Below are 21121 nucleotides of genomic sequence, written 5' to 3'. Positions count from 1 at the left end.
GCCTGAATGCGCAATGAAACCCGACCTTAAAGCCTTGGGTCCATGCTGGTCGCTCATTTGTGCGAGCGTTCCATGGCCGGCCCCGTTCATTACGAAGTCTATATCCGCAAGACAGCGCCCGCGCCCTGGACCCTTCAGATGGCGACGGAAGACCGCGCCAATGCGATCGAGACGGCCGAGGAACTGCTGCGCGACGACCGCGCCGCCGCCGTACGGGTGACTAAGGAAACGCTCGATCCCGACACCATGGAGTTCAACAGCGTCACGGTCCTGACCCGCGGCGCGCCCGAGGTGCAGCGCAAGCGTGTCGTGCCCGAGGACGAGGCCGGCCCCCGCTGCGGTTCGCCCCAGGACCTCTACGCCCCGATGGCACGCGACCTGATCGGCCGGGTGCTTGAGGACTGGCTGAACCGCCAGGGCGTCACCGCCTTCGAACTGCTGCACCGCCCCGATCTGGCCGAGAAGCTGGAGGCCTCGGGCGTCGAGCTGCAGCACGCCATCCAGAAGGTCGCGGTGCCCGAGAGCCAGGCCGTCGGCCAGCCGGTACACGATCTGGTGCGCCACTATCAGAAGCTCAGCGAACGGACGATCGAACGCGTGCTGATGGCGGGCCGCAAGAACCAGTTCCCGGATCTGGAGAACCATTCGCTGGCCGATCTGGCTCACCGTCTGGCCGGCCAGCCCGATCGCGCCTTCATCATGGGCGGCATCGTCTCGGGCGCGCTCAAGGGCGTGCGCGGCGGCCGGGCCCGGCTCGACCGGCTGATGGACCTCGCCGAGCGCGCGCCGATGGACGGCCCGCCGCACGCCATGGTCATGGTGCCGATCGAACAGGTGATGTGCGAGCTGTTCGCCGCCCGCACCAATCTGGCCGACGTGCTCGGCCCCGCGCTTGATCAGGGCGCCTCGCTCGCCGCCGTGGTGCGGATGGTGGCGCCGCGCGAGATCGCCGCCCTGATCGCCCAGGACCCGAGGCTGGCGCTGCAGGTGCCGATCGTCGACGGGCCCGCCGCCCGGCTCGGGGAACGCGTCGCTGACGGGCAGTTTCCGCTGCTCTCCGCTTCGCTGGCCCGGATGGTCGTCCGCGAACTGATGAGCCCGCGCCGCCTGCGCCCCAACGACGCCGCGGGCGAGATCGACATCCTGCGCACCCTGGCCACGGCCCTGACCGCCACCGCCGGCCGGCTGCTGACGCTCGAGGAGGTCCAGTCGGCCTTCAACGAGCGCTCCAAGGCCCTGGTCACCGCCGATTTCGTCGCCGCCTACGTCAAGGAGTGCAAGACGGTCCTGTGCGAGGCCGAGGCTCTGACGCGGCTGTGCGAGAACGTCACCGGGACGGCCAACAAGCGCGCCGCCGCCCGCTGGCTGTCCGCCTGCGTCGGCTCGCTGCGGTTCGAGGGCGAGATGCGCGCCGCCGCCCCCGACCAGACCGCGGCACAGAAGCTGGGCGTGCTGGCCGGGCTGGTGCGGGCCGTGCGCGGCTGCGGCCTGTCCGAGCGGGACGAGACCGACATCATCACCGCCATCGGCGCCGTCGGGGGGACGGTCGAGGGCGAGGCGAAGATCACCGCCATGCTGGCTCGCTCGCCCGCGCCGGTGCAGCAGAAGCTGGCGGTTCTGCTGCGCATGGCCGCCGGCGAAACGGCCCCGCCGGGCCCCGCCGCCGACCGGGCCAAGGTCGAAGCCGTCAAGCTGTTCCGCGCCCCCGACAACCGCGCCGCCCTCGCCGCCGCGCCGGAGACGCTGGCGCCGCTCAAACCGCTGATGCGGGCGGCGGGTCTCGCCGCCTAGTCGAAGATATCGAAGATGCTGTCGCGCTTCTTCTTGCGGTATTTGTAGTCGTCGTCGCGGTAGCGGTCGTCCTTGTAGCGCGGCGGCTCGCGGTAGGCCTGCTGCGGCTGGGGCTGCCCGGCCCACGGCTGCGGCGCGGCCTGTTGCGGAGGCGGGGGCGGGGTGGAGGCGCGGCCCTCCTCGGTGGCGCCGGCCATCAGCTTCTCCAGCTCGCCGCGGTCCAGCCAGACGCCGCGGCAGGTCGGGCACATGTCGAACTGGACGCCGCCGCGCTCCAGCGTCTGCATCGCGGCGTTGTCGTTGGGGCACATCAGCAGGGGCATGGCGTCTCTCCTCGGTCCACCGACAAACCTGGGCGCCGCCGCCGGTTCCGGCCATGCGACCAAAGGCAGCGTTTCAGCAGCTCTGGCCAGCCGCCCATCCCGACGACCAGGCCCACTGGAAGTTATAGCCGCCCAGCCAGCCGGTGACGTCCACCGCCTCGCCGATCACATACAGTCCGGGCACGGATTTGGCCGCCATGGTCTGCTGGTCCAGCTGGTCCGTCGCCACCCCGCCCAGCGTCACCTCGGCGGTGCGGTAGCCCTCGGAGCCGACCGGCTTGACGCTCCAGCCGTTCACCGCCGCCTCCAGCCGGCGCAGCGTCTTGTCCCCGACCTCGGCCAGCTTGCCCCGCACGCCCTCGCGCTCGCAGACGCTCTCGGCCAGCCGGCGGGGCACCACGTGGCCGAGGGCCGTGTGCACCATCTGCTTGCCGTTCTCCTCCTTGGCCGCCTTGAGCCGGGCGTAGAGGTCCTCGCCCGGCGCCATGGCCACGGTGATCGCCTCGCCCTCGCGCCAGTAGGAGCTGATCTGCAGGATGGCGGGCCCGCTCAGCCCGCGGTGGGTGAACAGGATCGCCTCTTCGAACGAGGCCCCGCCGCCCTTGACCACGGCGTCGACGGCGACTCCGGCCAGAGGCTTCAGCCGCTCGAGCAGCCCGGCCTCGAAGGTCAGCGGGACCAGCGCCGGGCGGGTGTCGGTGACGCGCAGGCCGAACGACCGGGCGGCGTCATAGGCCCAGCCCGTCGCGCCCATCTTGGGGATCGACTTGCCGCCCGTCGCCAGCACCAGCGATGAGGCCCGGACCACCGAGCCGTCCGACAGCGCCGCCTCGAAGCCGTCGCCGGCGCGGGCGATGCGGTCGACGGAGAGGCCCAGCGACAGCCTGGCCCCCGCCTCGCGCATGTCGTCCGTCAGCATACGGATGATCTGCTTGGCCGAGTCGTCGCAGAACAGCTGACCCAGCGTCTTTTCGTGCCAGGCGATCCCCGCCCGATCCACGCGCTTGACGAAGTCATGCTGGGTGTAGCGCTTCAGGGCCGAGGTCGCGAACCGCGGATTCTCCCCGAGGAAATTCCCCGGACCGGTCCCGAGGTTGGTGAAGTTGCACCGCCCCCCGCCCGAGATGCGGATCTTCTCGCCCGGCGCCCGCGCATGGTCGACCACCCGCACGGAGCGGCCGCGCCGCCCCGCCTCGATGGCGCACATCATCCCCGCCGCGCCGGCGCCGACGATCAGGACATCCACGGGTTCAGACTTCATGGGCGGCCTCTAGCATGCGGCAGCCTTCGGCGCCGCCGGGGATTCCGTCGGTGAGAGGGGAGGCTGGGCGGAGCGTCCGGGCTTCCGCCCGGAGACCGTAAGGGTTTGTGTTTCGGCGAAAGACGAACGCTCCGCGCGCAGGGTTTTCCGGAAGCTTGCGTCGGGTGGCGCTGTTCACGCCTTACCGCAGCGCCTCCGGCGGGCGGGGGGCTCATGCGCAGCCCTCCCCGGACCGGACGAGTATCCCCCTCGCCCCTGTCCCCGCTCCCTCCGCTCCCGCCGCCGCTTCGGATCGCCGGCCGAGCGAGCCTCCCTTGCGACGGGACGGGCGCATTATGGGACGGGTCTCTCCTGCGGCGCGTTCGTGACGCTGGGAAAAGAGGGTTGTCGAGCGGAAACAGCGGGTTGGCTGTTCAAAGTATGGAGACAGAGCCCGGATTTGCAGCGCAGCAATTGCGTCCTTCTCCCCTCGAGGGAGAAGGTGGGCCGGAGGCCCGGATGAGGGGGCTGCAGCCTCCAGTCTCGCTGCTCGACGATCAGCGGCTCGCCGCCATGCATGGGTGTCTCACCCCTCATCCGACCCGCTGCGCGGGCCACCTTCTCCCTCAAGGGGAGAAGGAACCGGAGTTGTGGACACCCCGAACAAACCACGAACATCCCCCTTGCCCCCGCGCCCGCGGCGGGTCTAACTCAACCCCGGGTCGGTCGTCAGTTCAGGAGTTCACGCCATGCAGCCGGCCCCGCAGCCAGACCCCGCCGCCCCCGTCCCCCCTGTCCCCGTCCGGGCCAACCGCCTCCCCGAAAGCCGTCTCCTGGCCGACCGCCTGCTCGAGACCCTCGGCGGCCTCGACCTGGCCAGCGCCGACGGCCGCGCCGGCATCCGCACCCTCCTGGCCGAGATCGAACGCCTCTCCCCCGGCGCCATCCTTCAGCAAGCCGCCTCGATCGAGCTGAGGCGGGTGGGCTGGCTGTGCGGGCAGGGTAGAGTCAAAATATCTTGACAATGTCTGGTTGTTTGGCCTTGGAGGCTGGAACGGCTCAAGATACGATCTGCGAAAATGTATGAAAGTGCAGATTCATGGCTCGAGAGCGGATTGTCTTGGAGACCAGCAACGTCAGGAAGGCCGCGCTGGCGGAACAATTGGACCTGCAGGGCGAGAGCTTCACCTCTTGGCTTGAGCACCAAATCGACGAGTTCGTGCCTGCGGCTTCCGGTACTGGCGGCCCCCGGAGCCCGACCTGTGTCAGCGACCTTCTGGCAACCAGCGATGTCATCAAAACTCTGAGGAGTATCGATTGGGCATTTACAGATGAGGACACTCGCTACCTCACCCACGATCTGCATCCCTATCCCGCGAAGTTTCCGCCACAGATTCCCGCCAAGTTGATCAGCGCACTTTCGTTGCCTGGCGACGTCGTGATGGATCCGTTCGGCGGGAGCGGAACTACAGCGGTCGAAGCCGTGCGACTTAGGCGACGAGCGATCTCGTTTGATGCAAACCCGCTGTCCGCGCTCGTCGGCAGGGTGAAAACCCTCGCGATCGGCGAGCACGATCTCGCTCCTTTGGAGGAACTTCGGAATGCAGTTGATAGCTATCGCGCCAATGGCGAAGGCAGGGGGTCCAACTGGTCCGAAGGCTTGATCGCCAAGCATTCGTGCCATGTGCCTGCCATTCCAAATATCGAAAAATGGTTCTGCAGCGCCGCAATCGGGGAGTTGGCGCTGCTTCGCCATCTTATCGGGCAGACCACAAGCGAGAGCTCGGAGGATGTTGCTCTTCTGGCCTTCTCCCGAATTGTTACCCGGGTTTCCAACCAAGACTCGGAGACTCGCTATGTGTCTAAAGAAAAGGAGCTCCCGACCACCTTTGTTCTCCGAGCTTATCTGGAATCGCTTCGCACCGTTCTCAAGCGCTTGGAGGCGGCGGCGCCAACCCTTGCTGGTCCTGTGGCGAATTTTGTCGAAGGTGACGCGAGAACCGATATCGGGAAGGCTGTCCCTCCTTCCTCGGTGGACTTGATCGTGACGTCTCCGCCGTACCCGAATGCAACCGACTACCACCTCTATCATCGGTTTCGCCTGTTCTGGCTGGGCCACGACCCGCGATTGTTCGGCGGCCTGGAAATCGGTTCCCATCTTAAACACCAGAGGAACGGAACCGACTTCGACGAGTATCGCGAGGACATGACCCGGGTCCTCGAAGGAGCTTACCGGGCTCTACAACCAGGTCGGTATGCGGTCTTTGTTGTAGGTGACGCTGTGTTCAAGGGGGAAGAGTTCTCAACGTCCGAAGCGTTGGCCGTCGCGGCGATAAAGGTCGGCTTTGAAGTCACCGACATCATTGACCGACCGATCCACAACACGAAACGGTCATTCACGCAGGCGGCACGCCGTGCTCGGCTCGAACAGCTTCTGGTTCTGCAGAAGCCAAACGATCACGTGAGCGTGACTTTCGCGCCGCCGGCCTACCGGATGTGGGAGTACGAGGAGCGTTTGCGCGCTGAAGAACTCCGTGGACTTGGTTTCGATGTCAAAGCGTTGGATGTTGGTAAACCGATCGCCGCAAGTGCGCGCCAACCAGCCCTGTGGAATGCACGTCGAGCCTCCTTCTCCAAAAGTTATTCGATCTTAGACGAGGATTTCCAGGGCACTTGGCAGAACATCCTAGAGAACGGCGACAGCGACCCCACCAAGCGTAAAGACCCCAAGTATGCGACCCATGGAATCCATCCGTACAAGGGCAAATTCTATCCTCAGCTTGCGAAGAGCCTACTGAATGCGTCAGGCGTCGACCTGGGGTCCGTCGTGCTCGATCCATATTGTGGAAGCGGCACCGTTCCCCTTGAAGGCTTCCTGAACGGTCATCGCGCCTACGGCGTGGATATGAACCCGCTGGCGGCCAAGATCGCCAGAGCCAAGACCGGCATCCTGCAAGTGGACCGTTCCCTCGTCGAAGGCGCCATTGCCTCGGTGCTGGCCGCTGTGGATCGCCAAACTCAATATCAGCACAGTCGGGATGAGTTCCCCGCGGGCAGTCTCGCGGAACTGGAGAGTTGGTTCCCGCCGAAAGTTCTCGACAAGCTCAACTGGCTGCTGGGCCAGATCAGACTGTTTGGAGAGCCGCGCCTCGTGGATTTTTTCGAGGTCATCGCGAGCAGCGTGATCCGCGACGTCTCTCAACAAGAGCCTAGCGATCTCCGTATTCGACGGCGGAAGGAGCCGTTGGAGGACGCGCCAGTGGTGGAGTTGTTCGCAGCCCGCCTGAGCAAACAAAGCCGCAGACTGCAGAAATACTGGCGAGCGGCTGCGAGATGCCCCGGTCAGCAGTTCGCTCCCGTCATTCAGGAAGGCGACTCCCGTGGACGGGCATTCCTCGATGATATGGGGCTCGTCGATGGAGAGGTCGATTGCGTAGTGACGAGCCCCCCGTATGCCACCGCCCTGCCTTACATCGATACCGACCGCCTCTCTATTCTCGCCATCCTCGGCGTCCCCTCCAGCGAGCGCTCTGTGCTCGAGGAAGCACTTACGGGGTCGCGAGAGATCCGGCGAAGCGTAAAAAATGCGCTAGAGATTGAACTCGGCTCTACAAGCGCCAGCGATTCTCTACCTGCACCGGTCGTGGATACCCTCCGGCACATAATGAAGGAAAACAAAGCAGCAGGTGTAGGGTTCAGACGCGACAACATGCCCGCTCTGCTTTGGCGCTACTTCGTCGACATCAAGCTAACGCTTCGGCAAATTTCTCGCCTCTTGAAGGCGGGAGGTAAGGCTTACTACGTCGTCGGAGACAGCAAGACGAAGTTGGGCGACGATTGGTTCGCGATTGAGACTTGTCGCCACATTTCTGAGATCGCTGACAGCCTCGGATTCGTCATTCATGATCCGATCGACATCGACGTCACCACCGAACGTATGATGCACATGAAGAACTCGATCACGAAAAACCAAGTTCTCATATTCGAGCGACCCTAGATCCAGCCGAACCGTCGTCCACCTGGCATTCGTTGGACGGCGAGCGCCTCCCAAGCTGCATACTCCGGACTCGCTGGCGTGTGGACCGTAATGTCGTACTCCACACGTGCTCGGGTGCTCGGCTTCATCACCATGATAGACATCGCCGGAGAAGCCCGGGCCACGCCGCTACTGGTGATCCGGAGCTCAGCGTTCTCCCCATAGTTGATCATATAAAGTGGATGGTTCAGTTCTCGGTAAAGCTCTGCGCCTCCGGCACCGACCACCCTGAAGTCTACTAGTGGGCGTGGGTAACGGAACGGATACGCAGGATTTCCCGCCTTTTTGGGTTGAGCCAAGCCCGTGAAAGGCAAACCAAAGAATGCTGGACGTTGCCTCGCTGCTGTCGTGCTGAGGTGAATCTCGCCGTTCTTGTGCGGGCGAATGTGGAGAACATGACCGCCGGTAGGAAGGGGATTGGGACGTGCGGGTGCTGCCGCGCCTGCTGCGAGACCCGCAGGGAGGTTGACCATGACTCCGGTTGGAAGCGGGGATGGAGGCCTTAGTAGTAAGCCCGATTTGGCGCTCGGCGAGCCGACAGCTCCTCCCGAGAAACCGCCCCGCTTCCGCATAGCCGCCTCTGCCAGCACGACGTTCTGCGCCACCAACGCATCAAGGGAAGCGCGGGTGAGGGTCTCAGTAGCTGGACAATTCGCCGGAAGCAGCTGGTTCCACGCAGTGGAGAACTCAGCTGCGTCTACATGTTCACCGGGAAGTTCGTAGTCGATCGCGACGGAGGCTTCGAAGTTGGTTTCTGTACCGCCGACCGTCAGATTGTTCGATCCGATGTAGACACGTGCCAAGGCGGGTCCACGGAAGACGTAGAACTTGGGATGAAAAGTAATTCCTGCTTCTCGGGTCGTATAGGCCTCTGGAAATAGCTCAAGAATTAGCTCCATCGCCTCGCGACTGGTTCCGTTTTGGTCCACACCGACTATGACAGACAAGCTCTTTCCGGCAGCCCGGAATGCAGTGAGGTCGCGCTTCAGTCTGATAAGCGGTCCAGCTTTCGCGTAGGCAACCACCAGCTTGAGCTCATCGAACTGCTGCCCTTGTAGGTCTGCCCTCAGGTCATCCAGCAAGCGACGAGCGCCTACGGCGTGATCGAACGGCGTGAGTAGTTGGACTCTTGGCATAGCGTTTCCCCGACATTCCAATGCTCGTTGGAGCGAGGTCTGCGGTCAACAACAACTTTAGACTGCAAAGAGTCCCCATCGCTGAGCGATAGAGGTCTAGTGCGCCTCGTCCCAGTTCCCCGCCGCCCGCGCCTCGACCACCAGCGGCACTGACAGCGCCACCGCCGGTTCCGCCGCTCCCTCCATCACCCGCTTGATCACGGCGATGGCGCGGTCGGCCTCGGCTTCCGGGGCCTCGAAGACCAGTTCGTCGTGGACCTGCAGCAGCATGGTCGTGGACAGCCCCGCCGCCTCCAGCGCGCCGGGCATGCGCACCATGGCGCGGCGGATGATGTCGGCGGCGGCGCCCTGGATGGGGGCGTTGATGGCGGCGCGTTCGCCGAACTGACGCTCGGCGCCCGACTTGGAATGGATGGCCGGGATGTGGATGCGGCGGCCGAAACAGGTCTCGACGAAGCCCTGCTCGCGCACCTCCGTCTTCGTCTTGTCCATGTAGCTGCGAATTCCCGGGAAGCGCTCGAAATAGGTCTTGATGTAGGCGCCGGCCTCGCCCTGGTCGATGTTCAGCTGGGCGGCCAGGCCGAAGGCGCTGATGCCATAGACGATGCCGAAATTGATCGCCTTGGCGCGGCGGCGGGTCTCGGGGTCCATCTGGTCGACAGGGACGCCGAACATCTCGCTGGCCGTGGCGGTGTGGATGTCGATGCCGGCGGCGAAGGCGCGCTTGAGCTCGGGGATGTCGCCGATGTGGGCCAGCAGGCGCAGCTCGATCTGGCTGTAGTCGGCGCTGATCAGGACATGGCCGGGCGAGGCAATGAAGGCCTGGCGGATCTGGCGGCCGGTCTCGGTGCGGATCGGGATGTTCTGAAGGTTGGGGTCGGAGGAGGCGAGGCGGCCGGTGGTGGCGGCGGCCAGCTGGTAGGAGGTGTGGACGCGGTCGGTGTTAGGGTCGGCGGCCTCGATCAGGGCGTCGGTATAGGTGCCCTTGAGCTTGCTGAGCTGGCGCCAGTCCAGCAGGACGCGCGGCAGTTCGTGGGTGAGGGCGAGGGTTTCGAGGGTGGCGGCGCCGGTCTCCCACTGGCCCGAGGCGGTCTTCTTGCCGCCGGTCATGTTCAGCTCCCCGAACAGGATGTCGCCGATCTGGCGGGGCGAGCCGACGTTGAACGGGCGGCCGGCCAGTTCGTGGGCGCGGGTCTCCAGCTCGGCCATGCGCATGCCGAACTCGCTGGACAGGGATTTCAGCCGGGCCGGGTCGACGCGGATGCCGGCCCGCTCCATGTCGGCCAGGACGGCGGGCAGGGGGCGCTCCAGCGTCTCGTAGACGGTGGTCAGGCGGGCGGCGGCGAGGCGGGGCTTCAGGATGCGCCAGAGCCGCAGGGTGACGTCGGCGTCCTCGGCGGCGTAGCAGGTGGCCGGTTTCAGCTCGACGTGTTTGAAGCTCTTCTGGGCCTTGCCCGTGCCCGCCACCTGTTTGAACGGAATGGGGTCGTGGCCGAGGTGCAGCCGGGCCAGCTCGTCCATGCCGTGGCCGTGGAGGCCGCCCTCCAGCACGTAGGAGATCAGCATGGTGTCATCGATCGGGGCGACGCGGATGCCGCGCTGGGCCATGACGGCGAGGTCGTATTTGCCGTTCTGGGTGACCTTGAGGACGGCGGGGTTCTCCAGCAGCGACTTGAGCCGCGCGAGGGCCGTGGGCTTGTCGATCTGCGTCAGGGCCTCCCGCTGGTCGGTCTCGCCGCCGAAGTCGAGGCCGCCGGCGCCGGCGACCGGCGGGTGCTCGTGCGTGAGGGGGATGTAGGCAGCGTCGTTAGGCCCGATCGCGAGGGAGACGCCGCACAGGCCGGCGTGGGTGGCGCTGAGGGCGTCCGTCTCGGTGTCGAAGCCGACGACGCCCGCCTCGGTCGCCCGGGCGAGGAAGGCGTTGAGTTCCTCCAGCGTCTGGATGCAGCGGTAGGCCTCGAGGTCGAAGGTCTGGCCCTCGACCGCGGCCGTCGGCTGGGCCGGGGCGTAGCGGGGGGTGACGACGGGGGCGGTCAGGGGTTTCGGCCGGGCGACGAAGGCGGTGCCGTCGCGGGCGGGGGCCTTGCCGTCGCCGACCCGGGCCCGCAGGCCGCGGAACTCCATCTCGTCGAGGAAGGCCGCGAGGGTCTCCGGGTCCGGATCGCGAACGGCGAAGTCGTCGATGGGATCGCTGGCGGGGGCGTCGCAGGTCAGCTTGACCAGCTCGCGGCTGAGCAGGATCTGCTCGCGGAAATTGATCAGGGTCTCGCGGCGCTTGGGCTGTTTGATCTCCCCGGCCCGCTCCAGCAGGGTGTCGAGGTCGCCGTATTCGTCGAGCAGCTGGGCCGCGGTCTTGGGACCGATGCCGGGGGCGCCGGGGACGTTGTCGACGCTGTCGCCGATCAGGGCCTGCAGGTCGATCATCTTGTCGGGGGTGACGCCGAACTTCTCCATCACCGCGTCCTCGGCGAGCACGCGGTCCTTCATCGGATCCCACATGACGACGCCGCCGCCGATCAGCTGCATCAGGTCCTTGTCGGAGGAGACGATGACGGCCTCGCCGCCGGCGTCGCGGGCGCGGCAGGCGTAGGTGGCGATCAGGTCGTCGGCCTCGTAGCCGGGCAGTTCGAGGCAGTGGACGCCGAAGGCGGCGGTGGCCTGCCGGACCAGCGGGAACTGCGGGATCAGGTCCTCGGGCGGGGCCGAGCGGTTGGCCTTGTACTGGTCGTACATCTCGTTGCGGAAGGTCTTCTCCGAATGGTCGAAGATGGCCACCAGATGGGTCGGGCCGTCGGCGCCCTTCATGTCGCGGATCAGCTTCCACAGCATGTTGCAGTAACCCTGCACCGCGCCGACCGGCAGGCCGTCCGACTTGCGGGTCAGGGGCGGCAGGGCGTGGTAGGCGCGGAAGATGTAGGCCGAGGCGTCGATCATCCACAGCCGCAGCGCAGGGCCGTCCTGGGTCAACTCGCGTTCTTGGGGGCGGTCGGGGGTCTCGGGCGCAGCGGTGTCGGTCATGGGCGGAACATAGGGCGGGGGCGCGGCGGCGTCACGACCCCGTCGCCGGAACAAGACGCCGGTCGCGCGGGTTCGGTCCCGACATTCCGGAGACATCCATGATCAAGACCGTCGGCTACGGCGCCCAAGCCGCCACCTCGAAACTGGAGCGGATGGAGTTCGAGCGCGACGATCCGAAGCCGAACGAGGTCGTCATCGACGTGCTGTTCACCGGCGTCTGCCACTCGGACATCCACCAGGTGAAGAACGAGTGGAAGAACACCGTCTATCCCTGTGTGCCGGGTCACGAGATCGTCGGCCGCGTGAGCCGGACCGGCGGGGAGGTCACCCGCTTCAAGGAAGGCGACCTCGTCGGCGTCGGCTGCATGATCGACAGCTGCCGCCAGTGCGAGCCCTGCGAGTCCGGCGAGGAGAACTATTGCGAGGGGCCGAACGGCTGGCTGGCGACCTACAACGGGCCCATGGTCCCCGCGACCGAGGCCGACAACGGCGAGAACATGTACGGCCGCGACAACACCTTCGGCGGCTATTCCAACATCGTCGTCGTGCCTGAGGATTTCGTGCTCGCCATCCCCGACGGACTGGACCCGAAGGCGGCCGCGCCGATCCTGTGCGCCGGGGTGACGACCTGGTCGCCGCTGAACCACTGGGGCGTCGGCAAGGGCGACAGCGTCGCCATCGTCGGCTTCGGCGGCCTCGGCCATATGGCGCTGAAGCTGGCGGCCGCCATCGGCGCGGAGGTGACGGTGCTGACCTCGACGCCCGAGAAGATCGAGGAGGCGAAGCGGATGGGCGCCCACGCCGCCTTCGTTGAGACCGACAAGACCAGCCTGACGCCGCTGGCGGGCTCGTTCGATCTGATCCTATCGACCGTGCCGGACAAGCATGAGGTCGGGACGCTGCTGGACCTGCTGAAGCGTGACGCCAGCCTGGTGGTGGTCGGCAATCTCGACGTGATCGACGGCGTCGACAACTCCAAGCTCGCGTTCCATCGCCAGAGCGTCGCCGGCTCCCTGATCGGCAGCATCGCCGAGACGCAGGACGTGCTCGACTTCTGCGCCTCCAACGGCATCGCGCCAGACGTCGAGGTCATCGACATCAAGGACATCAACGACGCCTTCACCCGCGTCGAAAACGGCGAGGCGCGCTACCGCTATGTCATCGACATGGCGACGCTCACCTGAAGCAGGTCAGGACACCCAGGTGTTCCGGCACGATCCTTCCGGAGCGGTCCAACCGGCAAAACCGGAGATGACGCGGCATTCGTAGCCCATGCCGGCGAGGGGGCCGTGCATGATGCCGGTGGCGATCATGGCGCCGCGGCCGTCATAGGTGGGGCGGGCGAAGCTGACCCAGCGGACGCGTTCGCGCGGATCGCCCGGGCGGTCCGGATCATAGGCCTCGAAGGCGAGCCCGTACCGGCTCCAGTCGCAGCGCGGCGCGTAGTCGTCCTCGAACCGGATCGGCGGCGGCCGGTTGTCGGTGGTGTTGAACCGGTAGTGCTCCTTGGCGACGGCGGCGATGACGGCGCAGTCGTTGCCGTTGTCGGCCATCGGCGGCGAGTCCGGGTCCATGGGCGGCGTGGCGCAGGCCCCGAGCAGGGCGGCGGTCGCGGTCAGGATCGAAACAGCACGCATGGTCAGCTCCTACTGTGAACGAAGGCCTGTGATCGTGCGGTTGGGCGCGATGTCCTCGGCCGAGGTTATCAGGTGAACGAGCGCCGGACGACCGGCGTTCCGGGCGGCCTCAAGGGCGGCGGGGAAGTCCTCCGTCCGCTCGCAGCGGATGCCGAATGCGCCGAAGGCCTCGGCGTAGGCGACGAAGTCGGGGTTCTTCAGGTCGGTGGCGATGGTCCGCTGGGCGCCCGGATAGTGGGTTTCCTGATGCATGCGGATGGTGCCGTAGGTCCCGTTATCGACGACCACCACGACCGCGTTGATGCCGTACTGGACCGCCGTGGCGATCTCCTGCCCGGTCATCAGATAGTCCCCGTCGCCGGCGATGCAGATGACGTCGCGGTCGGGGTGGACGCTCTTGGCGGCGAGGGCGGCGGGATAGCCGTAGCCCATGGCGCCGGAGGTCGGCGCCAGCTGCGTACGGCAGGCGCGGTGGCGGTAGAAGCGATGCAGCCAGGCGGCGAAATTGCCCGCGCCGTTGGTGACGATGGCGGTCGGCGGAAGGATCTCGCCGAGGTGGGCCATGCACTCGCTCATGTTGACCACGCCGGTGACCGGCACGGGGGTCGAGAAGGCCTGATAGTCCGCGTGGGCGGCGGCGGCCTCGTCGGCCCAGGTGCGGCCCGGTTCGATCGTCGCCAGCGCGAGGGCTGCCAGCGAATTGTCGGCGGTGGCGCTGAGCAGAGGCGTCCAGACGCGGCCGAGCTCCTCGGCGCCGGGATGGATGTGGATCAGAGTCTCGGCCGTGCGGGCACGGTCCAGCAGGGTGTAGCCTTGGGTCGGGTTCTCGCCGAGCCGGGCGCCGATGGCGATGATCAGGTCGGCGGCCTTCGCCCGTCCCGTCAGCTTGGGATTGCAGCCGAGGCCGAGGTCGCCGGCGTAGTTGGTGCGGTCGTTCGACAGGATGTCCTTGCGACGGAACGACAGGCTGACCGGCAGGCCCAGCCGCTCGGCCCAGTCGCCGATCGCGGCGGCGGCTTCCTCGGTCCAGCCCGAACCGCCGAGCACCAGCAGCGGCCGCTCGGCCTTGGCCAACCGGTCGCGAACCTGTTCGACAAACGCCGCGTCCAAGGCCGCCTTCGCCGGTGTCACCGGGCGGATCGGCGCGGGGCCGCCGTCCTCGTGCAGGATGTCTTCGGGCAGGGCGATGACGACGGGCCCCATCCGCCCCTGCAGGGCGGTGGCGAAGGCGCGTTCGACCACCTCGACGGTGCGGGCGGGGGTCTCGATCTCGGTCGCCCATTTGGCCAGGCCGCCGAAGACCTCGCGGTAGTCGACTTCCTGGAAGGCGCCGCGCCCGCGGTCCGACATGGCGATCTGGCCGACGAACAGGATCATCGGCGTAGAGTCCTGATGCGCCGTGTGCACGCCGATGGAGGCGTGGGTCGCGCCCGGCCCGCGGGTGACCATGCAGACGCCGGGCTTGCCGGTCAGCTTGCCGTAGGCCTCGGCCATGTTGGCGGCGCCCGCCTCGTGGCGGCAGGCGATGACCTCGATGCGGTCCTTCACGTCGGCCAGCGCGTCCAGCACCGCCAGATAGCTCTCGCCCGGCACGCAGAAGACGCGGTCGATCCCGTTGATGACGAGGGTCTCGACCAGACGGCGGGCGGCGGTGTTGGCGGGCTGTGTCATTCCCGCGACCTAGCAGATCGAACACGACCTTGGCCATGCAACCCCACGGCCACGCTTGCGTTCACGGTGAAGGTTCAATGCAAACGGGGATTGCCCAATGAAGAAGATCGTCACCCTGACCCTGGTCGCCGCGGCTCTGGCCGTCTCGGCCTGCAACACCATCTCGGGCGTCGGCCGCGATGTCTCGGCCGCCGGCAGCGCCGTCACCACCGGCGCGGAAACCGCCAAGAACTGAGCGTTTGTCATCCCGGACGCCGCGAAGCGGCGATCCGGGACGGCTTGCGCCACCTGATCAACGCTCCGGGAAATCGCAGCGCGATTGTCCGGGAGGAGAGCGTTTCCCGACCAGCGGCCGTGATGACAAGGCTCCAGCGGAAAGCTGGCCGGGGTCAGGTCGTGTGCGCATCGATGGCGCGCGGCCATCTGCTGAACGGCCGACGTCCCGGGTCAGCGCTACTCTTTCGGCTTTGCGGCGCCCTTCGTGGCCCGCTCCACCACGGCCTTTCCGGCGTCGGTCTGAGCCAGCCCCTCCAGCATCGCTCCCAAGGCCTGGCCGCCTTTCGCGCTGAACACGTCGGTGATGCTGTTCATGCCAGCGGGCACGTCGCCGCCGGTCACGATCACCTTGATGTCGGCGGCGCTCAGGGCCTGCGCCTGGGCGACGCCCACGGTCTGCCCGGCCTTGATCTGTTCCACGCGCACCAGATAGGTCTGGTAGCCGTCGTTGCCGCCGATCTCCCGGGCGAGTTCGATCTGGGTCGAGACCGGCGCAAGGAGCAGCAGCCGCTCGGCTTCGGCGCGGCTCTGGCCCTGCGCCAGAAGTCCTTCGGCGTCGAGTTTCTGCTGCGCCAGTGTTCCCTGCGCGACCAGCTCCAGTCGTTGACGTTCAGCCTCCGCGCCGATGACCTGCTGCCGGCGCTGTCCCTCGGCCCGGATGATGGTGACCTCGCGCTCCTGCGCGGCCTGGACTTCCGCCACCCCCTTGGCGATGTCGGCGGAGCGCGTATCGGCGACCAGCTTCACATCCATCTCGCGTTCGGTGGTGTCCTTCTGGGCCACCAGAACCTGCTGTTCGGCGACCTGTTTGGCGATGCCGACCTGCTTTTCCTGCTCGGCCGTCCGCATGCCGACCTGCTGCAGGGCGTCCTGCTGGTTCACCTCGACGATGCGTTCGGCCTCGATTTCCTTGGTCCGGGCCAGCTGGCTGTTCATCGCCACGGCCTCCCGGCTCTCGCGATCGATGCGGGACTTTTCCTTCGCCATGATGTTGGCGATGACCTGCGAATTGGCGCTGTCGCGAATGTCCATGAACTCGATGTTCTTGACCGTCTCGACGCCCCACGCCTGAAGCTGATTGTCCACCTGGGCGGTAAAGGCCTCGGCCAGGGTCGATCGGGCTTCGAGGATGTCTTCGAGCTTGTGGGTGGCCAGCACGCTCCGGACGGCCCCCTGGAGGATGCCGGACAGCTGATGTTGCAGCTCGTCGAAATTGGCGACCTTTTCCGCGGCGGTGTCGGACTCCGCGATGCGCATGAACGCCTGCACGTCTACGCGGAACGGGAGGCGCCCGGTGTCGTAGGCCTCGTAGTCTTTCAGGTTCACGTCAAAGATCGAGACCGGGAATTTGGTCACCAGAACGCCGATCTGGGGCAGGAAGGCCGGCCACTCGTAGTAGACGTTTCCGGCCGACTGGCTGGCGCCGTAGCTGACGCGAGACCGCCCGCGCTGGACGATGTGAACTTCGTTGGTCGGGACCACCCGGCGCAGAACGACCGCGAGCAGGAATCCAATGGCGAAGACGCCGAGCGCGACTGCGCCGGCAATGATATAGATGTTCATGGGACCCCCGATATCGCGGGACTATGTCTGCATACCCGGGGCAGAGCAACCATTGCGGGAGGCTGTCCGGTCCCGGCCCGGCGGCTGGCCATCTCCGCGGCAGGCGTCCAAGGCTCATCGCGAAGGCCGCGACGGAAGATCAGCCCCATCGACCTGCTGCCTGCACGCGGACCCGAGGGGTCGGTGATCTATTGGGTCAGGCCCTCGTAGCTGACGCCCGTCAGATAGAGGCCGTCTGACGGCGCGACAGGTCCGCAGGCGGCGCGGTCCTTCGCCTCCAGCGCTTTCGCCACATCCTCGACCGCCCAACGACCCTGCCCAACCTCGGCCAGGGTGCCGGTCATCGACCGGACCTGCCGGTGCAGGAAGCTGCGGGCCTCGAACACGAGATGCACCTCGTCGCCGACGCGTGAGACGCGGGCGACGTCGAGCGTCTTGAGCGGCGACTTCGACTGGCAGGCGATGTCGCGGAAGGTGGTGAAGTCGTGCAGGCCCACAAGAGCCTGCGCCGCCGCCTGCATGGCGTCGGCGTCCATCGGCTTCCTGACGTGCCAGACGCGGCCGCGATCCAATGCGGGACGGCCTGGCCGGTTGAGGATGCGATAGAGGTAGCGGCGGCCGGTGGCCGAGAAGCGCGCGTGCCAGTCCGGCTCCGCCTCGACGCAGTCCAGCACCGACACGGCCTCCTCGACCATATGGGCGTTCAGGGCGTTCATCACGGTGCGGGCGGGCCAGGCCTTCTCCAGATCGACGCCGATCACCTGACCGGTGGCGTGGACGCCCGTGTCGGTGCGCCCGGCGGCGGCGATGCGCACCGTCTCGCCGCAGAAGGCCGTGATCGCCCGCTCGACCGCGCCCTGCACCGTCGGCTGGTCGGTCTGGGCCTGAAAGCCGTTGTAGCCCGAGCCGTCGTACTCCAGCGTCAGACGATAGCGGGGCATCAGGCCAGAACGGTCCCGGCCGGGATAGCGAAGCCGCGCAGCATCTCATCAGCGGGCTGGGCGGCCTTGCCCGGCCGCTGAACCGTCAGCAGCCGAACCACGCCGTCGCCGCAGGCCACGCGCAGGCCTCCATCCAGCACTTCGCCGGGCGCGCCCTCGCCGGGACCGGATACGCGGGACATCAGCACCTTGATGCGAACCGGGCCCTCCACGCCGGGGGCCTCGAACCAGGCGCCGGGGAAGGGTGACAGGCCGCGAATGTGGGCGTCGATCTCCGCCGCCGGACGGGTCCAGTCGATCCGCGCCTCGGCGGGCGTGATCTTGCGGGCATAGGTCGGTTCGCCGGTCTGGGGCGTGCCCTCGACACCGCCCCGTTCGATGGCGGCCAGAGCGCGGGACCACAGGGTCGCGCCCGTGTGCGACATACGCTCTGACAGGGTCGCGGCGGTGTCGTCGGGACGGATGTCCAGCACTTCGGACAGCAGGATCGGCCCCTCGTCGAGGCCCTCCGACATGCGCATGATCTGCACGCCGGTCTGTGTGTCGCCGGCCATGATGGCCCGCTGGATCGGCGCCGCGCCGCGCCAGCGGGGCAACAGGGAGCCGTGCAGGTTGAAACAGCCCAGCCGCGGAGCCTCCAGCACCTCGATCTTGAGGATCTGGCCGTAGGCGACGACGCAGGCCGCATCGACGTCGAGGCTGCGGAAGGTCTCGATGGCCTCGGCCGACTTCATCGAGGCGGGGGTGAAGACCGGCAGGCCCATGGTCTCGGCGAAGGCGTGCACCGGCGAGGGCGTCAGCTTCTGGCCGCGGCCGCGCGGCTTGGGCGGCTGGGAATAGACGGCCACGACCTCATGGCCGCTGGCGATCAGCTCGGCCAGCGAGGGCACGGCGAAGTCGGGGGTTCCCATGAAGGCGAGGCGCATGGGAGGCCTTTAGACGGCTGACGGGCCTACTGCCAGCGGGTGTGGACGCCGCCGCCCTCGTCCCATTCGCCGCCCGCGTCGAGCGCGTCGTCGAAATCGAGCAGCCGGTCGAGCAGGATGCCGGCCACCACGCCCACGGCGGCGACGCCGACGAGGGTGATCAGGCTGGCGACGCCGACCTTCTCGTTGCGGGTCAGGCGACGGCGGCCGGAGGCGTCGATGATGCGGTCCCGGTTTCGCTTGAGCCGGGCCATCAGGCGGCCAGCCTCGCGGCCTTCTTGACCCTGGCCACGGCCCGGTCGCGCTTCAGGCGCGACAGGTGGTCGATGAACAGAACCCCTTCGAGGTGATCCATCTCGTGCTGGATACAGACGGCGTAGAGGCCCTCGGCCTCCTCTTCGACCGCCTTGCCCTCGTAGTCCATGTAGCGGATGCGGACGCGGGCCGGGCGCTCGACGGCGTCGAAGACGTCGGGCACCGACAGGCAGCCTTCCTCGTACTGGAACAGTTCGTCGGAGGCCCAGACGATCTCGGGATTGACGTAGTAGCGAGGGTTGCGGCGGGCTTCGTCGTCGGCGGCGCGGGCTTCGTCGGAGGCGTCTTCAGCCAGATCTTCACCGGCCCCTTCGCGGTCGCCCAGATCCATGACGATGACCCGGCGCGTGTCGCCGATCTGCACGGCGGCCAGGCCGATGCCCGGCGCGGCGTACATGGTCTCCAGCATGTCATCCATCAGGGCGCGCAGCTCGTCGGTCACCGGCCCTTCGACCGGGCGGGAGACTTGCTTCAGCACCGCCAGATCGGCGGCGTTGTCGATGGTGAGGATGCGACGGACAGTCATGGGCGGGGACGTAGGCGGAGCGGGCCCGAACGTCAAGATATCCGACCGGCGCGCTGGGTTATGCCGCAGCGCCCGGCAGCGCGCCCGGCAGCGCCCGCGGTTTCCGGTCGTCACCGATGGCGACATAGGTGAAGACGCCCTCGGTGACGCGCACCGCCTCGGCGTGGGCCTCGTTGCGGGAACGCTTCCACGCCTCGACGTGGACCCGGATCGAGGTGCGGCCGGACTTCAACACCGTGGCGTGCAGCGAGACCTCGTCGCCGACCGAGACGGGCTGGTGGAAGACCATGGCGTCCAGCGCCACGGTCACGCAGCGGCCCTGCGCCAGCTCGAACGCTGGCGTCGCCCCCGCGAGGTCCATATGGGCCAGCAGCCAGCCGCCGAAGATGTCGCCCTCGGGGTTGGTGTCGGCCGGCATGGCGATGACCCGGCCGACCAGCCGGCCCGCGGGTTCGCTCATCAGAAGGCGCCCATCAGAACGCACTCTGGCCTGTGATGGCGCGGCCCAAGATCAGGGCGTGGACGTCGTGCGCGCCCTCATAGGTGTTGACCGTCTCGAGGTTCATGGCGTGGCGCATGACGTGCATCTCGCCGGTGATGCCGGCGCCGCCGTGCATGTCGCGGGCGACCCGGGCGATCTCCAGCGCCTTGCCGCAGTTGTTGCGCTTCATCATCGAGATGGCTTCGGGGACCCAGGCCCCCTGATCCAGCAGCCGGCCCAGCGCCAGCGCGCCCTCGAAGCCGAGGAAGATCTCGGTCTGCATATCGGCCAGTTTCTTCTGCACCAGTTGGCGCGACGACAGCGGGCGGCCGAACAGCATGCGCTCGCCGACATAGTCGCGGGTCAGGTGGAAACAGGCCTCGGCCGCGCCCATAGCGCCCCAGGCGATGCCGTAGCGGGCCTTGTTCAGGCAGGAGAATGGCCCGCGCAGGCCCTTCACGGCCGGCAGCAGGTTCTCTTCCGGCACGAAGACGTCGTTCAGGCCGATGTCGCCGGTGATGGAGGCGCGCAGGCTCAGCTTGTCGCCGATCTTGTCGGTGGTGAAGCCGTCCATGCCGCGCTCGACGATGAAGCCGCGGATCGTGTCGTCCAGCTTGGCCCAGACCACAGCGAGGTCGCTGATCGGAGAGTTGGTGATCCAGTATTTGGCGCCGTTGAGCTTGTAGCCGCCGTCGACCGCCACCGCCTTGGTCTTCATCGACGCCGGATCGGATCCGCCGTCTGCCTCGGTCAGGCCGAAGCAGCCGACCAGCTCGCCCGCCGCCATGCGCGGCAGGAAGCGCATCTTCTGCTCCTCCGAGCCGAAGGCGTAGATCGGGTACATGGCCAGCGAGGACTGGACCGACATGGCCGAGCGGTAGCCGCTGTCGACCGCCTCGATCTCGCGCGCGATCAGGCCATAGGCGACGTGGCTGACGCTGGAGCCGCCGTACTGCTCCGGCAGCATGGCGCCGAGGAAGCCCATCTCGCCCAGCTCGGTCATGATGGCGCGGTCGAAGGTCTCGTCGCGGAAGGCCTCGACCACGCGGGGCAGCAGCTTCTCGCGGGCGTAGGACCGCGCCGCGTCCTGGATCATCCGCTCGTCGTCAGTGAGACGGCCCGACAGGTCCAGCGGGTCGTCCCAGCGGAAGGTCTTGGCGGGAGAAGCGGAGCCTTCGGCCATGGGTCGTCTTTCCTGAGCGTGCCGGGGCGGCCTGCGGATCGTCACGGCATGGTGACGG

General features: G+C 67.2%; 18 protein-coding genes. 5 read left to right on the top strand and 13 right to left on the bottom strand.

Annotated elements, in window-relative coordinates; genetic code table 11:
- Window positions 1–72: 72 nt before the first annotated feature.
- Window positions 73–1791, top strand: a complete 1719-nt coding sequence (locus tag GGQ87_RS03810) for a hypothetical protein (protein WP_168045368.1) — start codon at window positions 73–75, stop codon at window positions 1789–1791.
- On the opposite strand, the gene GGQ87_RS03805 is transcribed toward GGQ87_RS03810, so the two are convergent.
- On the bottom strand, window positions 1788–2114 hold the full coding sequence (locus GGQ87_RS03805) for a TFIIB-type zinc ribbon-containing protein (protein WP_209282389.1): 327 nt from the start codon (window positions 2112–2114) through the stop codon (window positions 1788–1790). The genes GGQ87_RS03810 and GGQ87_RS03805 overlap by 4 nt on opposite strands.
- 73 nt (window positions 2115–2187) lie before the next feature.
- A complete protein-coding gene (locus tag GGQ87_RS03800) occupies window positions 2188–3375 on the bottom strand; it encodes a BaiN/RdsA family NAD(P)/FAD-dependent oxidoreductase (protein WP_168045367.1) in 1188 nt (395 codons plus the stop codon).
- A gap of 728 nt (window positions 3376–4103) precedes the next feature.
- On the opposite strand from GGQ87_RS03800, the gene GGQ87_RS03795 reads away from it, so the two are divergent.
- Together GGQ87_RS03795 and GGQ87_RS03790 are read left to right on the top strand one after the other, a co-directional pair.
- Window positions 4104–4376 (top strand): hypothetical protein, encoded by a 273-nt coding sequence (locus tag GGQ87_RS03795; RefSeq protein ID WP_168045366.1) that lies wholly within the window; start codon window positions 4104–4106, stop codon window positions 4374–4376.
- 98 nt (window positions 4377–4474) lie between these two features.
- Window positions 4475–7351, top strand: a complete 2877-nt coding sequence (locus tag GGQ87_RS03790; protein WP_168045365.1) for a DNA methyltransferase — start codon at window positions 4475–4477, stop codon at window positions 7349–7351.
- Here the strand turns inward: GGQ87_RS03790 and GGQ87_RS03785 are convergent.
- Window positions 7348–8472 (bottom strand): phospholipase D family protein, encoded by a 1125-nt coding sequence (locus tag GGQ87_RS03785; RefSeq protein ID WP_168045364.1) that lies wholly within the window; start codon window positions 8470–8472, stop codon window positions 7348–7350. The two genes, GGQ87_RS03790 and GGQ87_RS03785, sit on opposite strands and share 4 nt — an antisense overlap.
- Before the next feature lie 150 nt (window positions 8473–8622).
- Complete coding sequence (gene polA / locus GGQ87_RS03780) at window positions 8623–11544, bottom strand: DNA polymerase I (protein WP_168045363.1); 2922 nt, start codon at window positions 11542–11544, stop codon at window positions 8623–8625.
- A gap of 98 nt (window positions 11545–11642) precedes the next feature.
- On the opposite strand from polA, the gene GGQ87_RS03775 reads away from it, so the two are divergent.
- The gene (locus tag GGQ87_RS03775) at window positions 11643–12728 is read left to right on the top strand and encodes an NAD(P)-dependent alcohol dehydrogenase (protein ID WP_168045362.1); all 1086 of its coding nucleotides are present in this window, start codon (window positions 11643–11645) and stop codon (window positions 12726–12728) included.
- 6 nt (window positions 12729–12734) lie between these two features.
- On the opposite strand, the gene GGQ87_RS03770 is transcribed toward GGQ87_RS03775, so the two are convergent.
- Together GGQ87_RS03770 and GGQ87_RS03765 are read right to left on the bottom strand one after the other, a co-directional pair.
- On the bottom strand, window positions 12735–13181 hold the full coding sequence (locus GGQ87_RS03770; protein WP_168045361.1) for a hypothetical protein: 447 nt from the start codon (window positions 13179–13181) through the stop codon (window positions 12735–12737).
- 9 nt (window positions 13182–13190) lie between these two features.
- Window positions 13191–14852: a thiamine pyrophosphate-binding protein gene (locus GGQ87_RS03765; protein WP_168045360.1), complete on the bottom strand. Its 1662-nt coding sequence runs from the start codon at window positions 14850–14852 to the stop codon at window positions 13191–13193.
- 97 nt (window positions 14853–14949) lie between these two features.
- Here GGQ87_RS03765 and GGQ87_RS03760 point away from each other — a divergent pair, with 97 nt between their 5' ends.
- Entirely contained in the window at window positions 14950–15087 is a 138-nt protein-coding gene (locus GGQ87_RS03760) for an entericidin A/B family lipoprotein (RefSeq protein WP_168045359.1), read from the top strand.
- A gap of 218 nt (window positions 15088–15305) precedes the next feature.
- Here the strand turns inward: GGQ87_RS03760 and GGQ87_RS03755 are convergent, their stop codons facing one another.
- The 7 genes from GGQ87_RS03755 to GGQ87_RS03725 form a co-directional block, all read right to left on the bottom strand.
- Entirely contained in the window at window positions 15306–16691 is a 1386-nt protein-coding gene (locus GGQ87_RS03755) for an SPFH domain-containing protein (RefSeq protein ID WP_168045358.1), read from the bottom strand.
- Between the two features lie 188 nt (window positions 16692–16879).
- Entirely contained in the window at window positions 16880–17632 is a 753-nt protein-coding gene (truA, locus tag GGQ87_RS03750) for a tRNA pseudouridine(38-40) synthase TruA (protein WP_168045357.1), read from the bottom strand.
- Window positions 17632–18558: a methionyl-tRNA formyltransferase gene (fmt, locus tag GGQ87_RS03745; RefSeq protein ID WP_168045356.1), complete on the bottom strand. Its 927-nt coding sequence runs from the start codon at window positions 18556–18558 to the stop codon at window positions 17632–17634. Before fmt ends, truA begins: the two co-directional genes overlap by 1 nt.
- Before the next feature lie 26 nt (window positions 18559–18584).
- Window positions 18585–18812 (bottom strand): hypothetical protein, encoded by a 228-nt coding sequence (locus GGQ87_RS03740; protein ID WP_168045355.1) that lies wholly within the window; start codon window positions 18810–18812, stop codon window positions 18585–18587.
- Window positions 18812–19399, bottom strand: a complete 588-nt coding sequence (gene def, locus GGQ87_RS03735) for a peptide deformylase (protein ID WP_168045354.1) — start codon at window positions 19397–19399, stop codon at window positions 18812–18814. The genes GGQ87_RS03740 and def overlap by 1 nt, the downstream gene beginning before the upstream one ends.
- A gap of 58 nt (window positions 19400–19457) precedes the next feature.
- Window positions 19458–19859 (bottom strand): acyl-CoA thioesterase, encoded by a 402-nt coding sequence (locus GGQ87_RS03730; RefSeq protein WP_168045353.1) that lies wholly within the window; start codon window positions 19857–19859, stop codon window positions 19458–19460.
- Between the two features lie 13 nt (window positions 19860–19872).
- Window positions 19873–21063, bottom strand: a complete 1191-nt coding sequence (locus GGQ87_RS03725) for an acyl-CoA dehydrogenase (protein WP_168045352.1) — start codon at window positions 21061–21063, stop codon at window positions 19873–19875.
- Window positions 21064–21121: the final 58 nt, after the last annotated feature.

Origin of the sequence: Brevundimonas alba (assembly GCF_011927945.1) — a bacterium.
Lineage (GTDB): Bacteria > Pseudomonadota > Alphaproteobacteria > Caulobacterales > Caulobacteraceae > Brevundimonas > Brevundimonas alba.
This window is presented reverse-complemented; position numbering and strand designations above follow the sequence as displayed.

What these genes read in the sequence shown, in the direction of transcription:
- fmt (WP_168045356.1), bottom strand. Translation starts at nt 18,558, where the DNA reads ATGCGCCTCGCCTTCATGGGAACCCCCGACTTCGCCGTGCCCTCGCTG.
- polA (WP_168045363.1), bottom strand. Translation starts at nt 11,544, where the DNA reads ATGACCGACACCGCTGCGCCCGAGACCCCCGACCGCCCCCAAGAACGC.
- GGQ87_RS03740 (WP_168045355.1), bottom strand. Translation starts at nt 18,812, where the DNA reads ATGGCCCGGCTCAAGCGAAACCGGGACCGCATCATCGACGCCTCCGGC.
- GGQ87_RS03755 (WP_168045358.1), bottom strand. Translation starts at nt 16,691, where the DNA reads ATGAACATCTATATCATTGCCGGCGCAGTCGCGCTCGGCGTCTTCGCC.
- GGQ87_RS03730 (WP_168045353.1), bottom strand. Translation starts at nt 19,859, where the DNA reads ATGAGCGAACCCGCGGGCCGGCTGGTCGGCCGGGTCATCGCCATGCCG.
- GGQ87_RS03725 (WP_168045352.1), bottom strand. Translation starts at nt 21,063, where the DNA reads ATGGCCGAAGGCTCCGCTTCTCCCGCCAAGACCTTCCGCTGGGACGAC.
- def (WP_168045354.1), bottom strand. Translation starts at nt 19,399, where the DNA reads ATGACTGTCCGTCGCATCCTCACCATCGACAACGCCGCCGATCTGGCG.
- GGQ87_RS03795 (WP_168045366.1), top strand. Translation starts at nt 4,104, where the DNA reads ATGCAGCCGGCCCCGCAGCCAGACCCCGCCGCCCCCGTCCCCCCTGTC.
- GGQ87_RS03770 (WP_168045361.1), bottom strand. Translation starts at nt 13,181, where the DNA reads ATGCGTGCTGTTTCGATCCTGACCGCGACCGCCGCCCTGCTCGGGGCC.
- GGQ87_RS03775 (WP_168045362.1), top strand. Translation starts at nt 11,643, where the DNA reads ATGATCAAGACCGTCGGCTACGGCGCCCAAGCCGCCACCTCGAAACTG.
- GGQ87_RS03760 (WP_168045359.1), top strand. Translation starts at nt 14,950, where the DNA reads ATGAAGAAGATCGTCACCCTGACCCTGGTCGCCGCGGCTCTGGCCGTC.
- GGQ87_RS03800 (WP_168045367.1), bottom strand. Translation starts at nt 3,375, where the DNA reads ATGAAGTCTGAACCCGTGGATGTCCTGATCGTCGGCGCCGGCGCGGCG.
- GGQ87_RS03810 (WP_168045368.1), top strand. Translation starts at nt 73, where the DNA reads ATGGCCGGCCCCGTTCATTACGAAGTCTATATCCGCAAGACAGCGCCC.
- GGQ87_RS03805 (WP_209282389.1), bottom strand. Translation starts at nt 2,114, where the DNA reads ATGCCCCTGCTGATGTGCCCCAACGACAACGCCGCGATGCAGACGCTG.
- GGQ87_RS03765 (WP_168045360.1), bottom strand. Translation starts at nt 14,852, where the DNA reads ATGACACAGCCCGCCAACACCGCCGCCCGCCGTCTGGTCGAGACCCTC.
- truA (WP_168045357.1), bottom strand. Translation starts at nt 17,632, where the DNA reads ATGCCCCGCTATCGTCTGACGCTGGAGTACGACGGCTCGGGCTACAAC.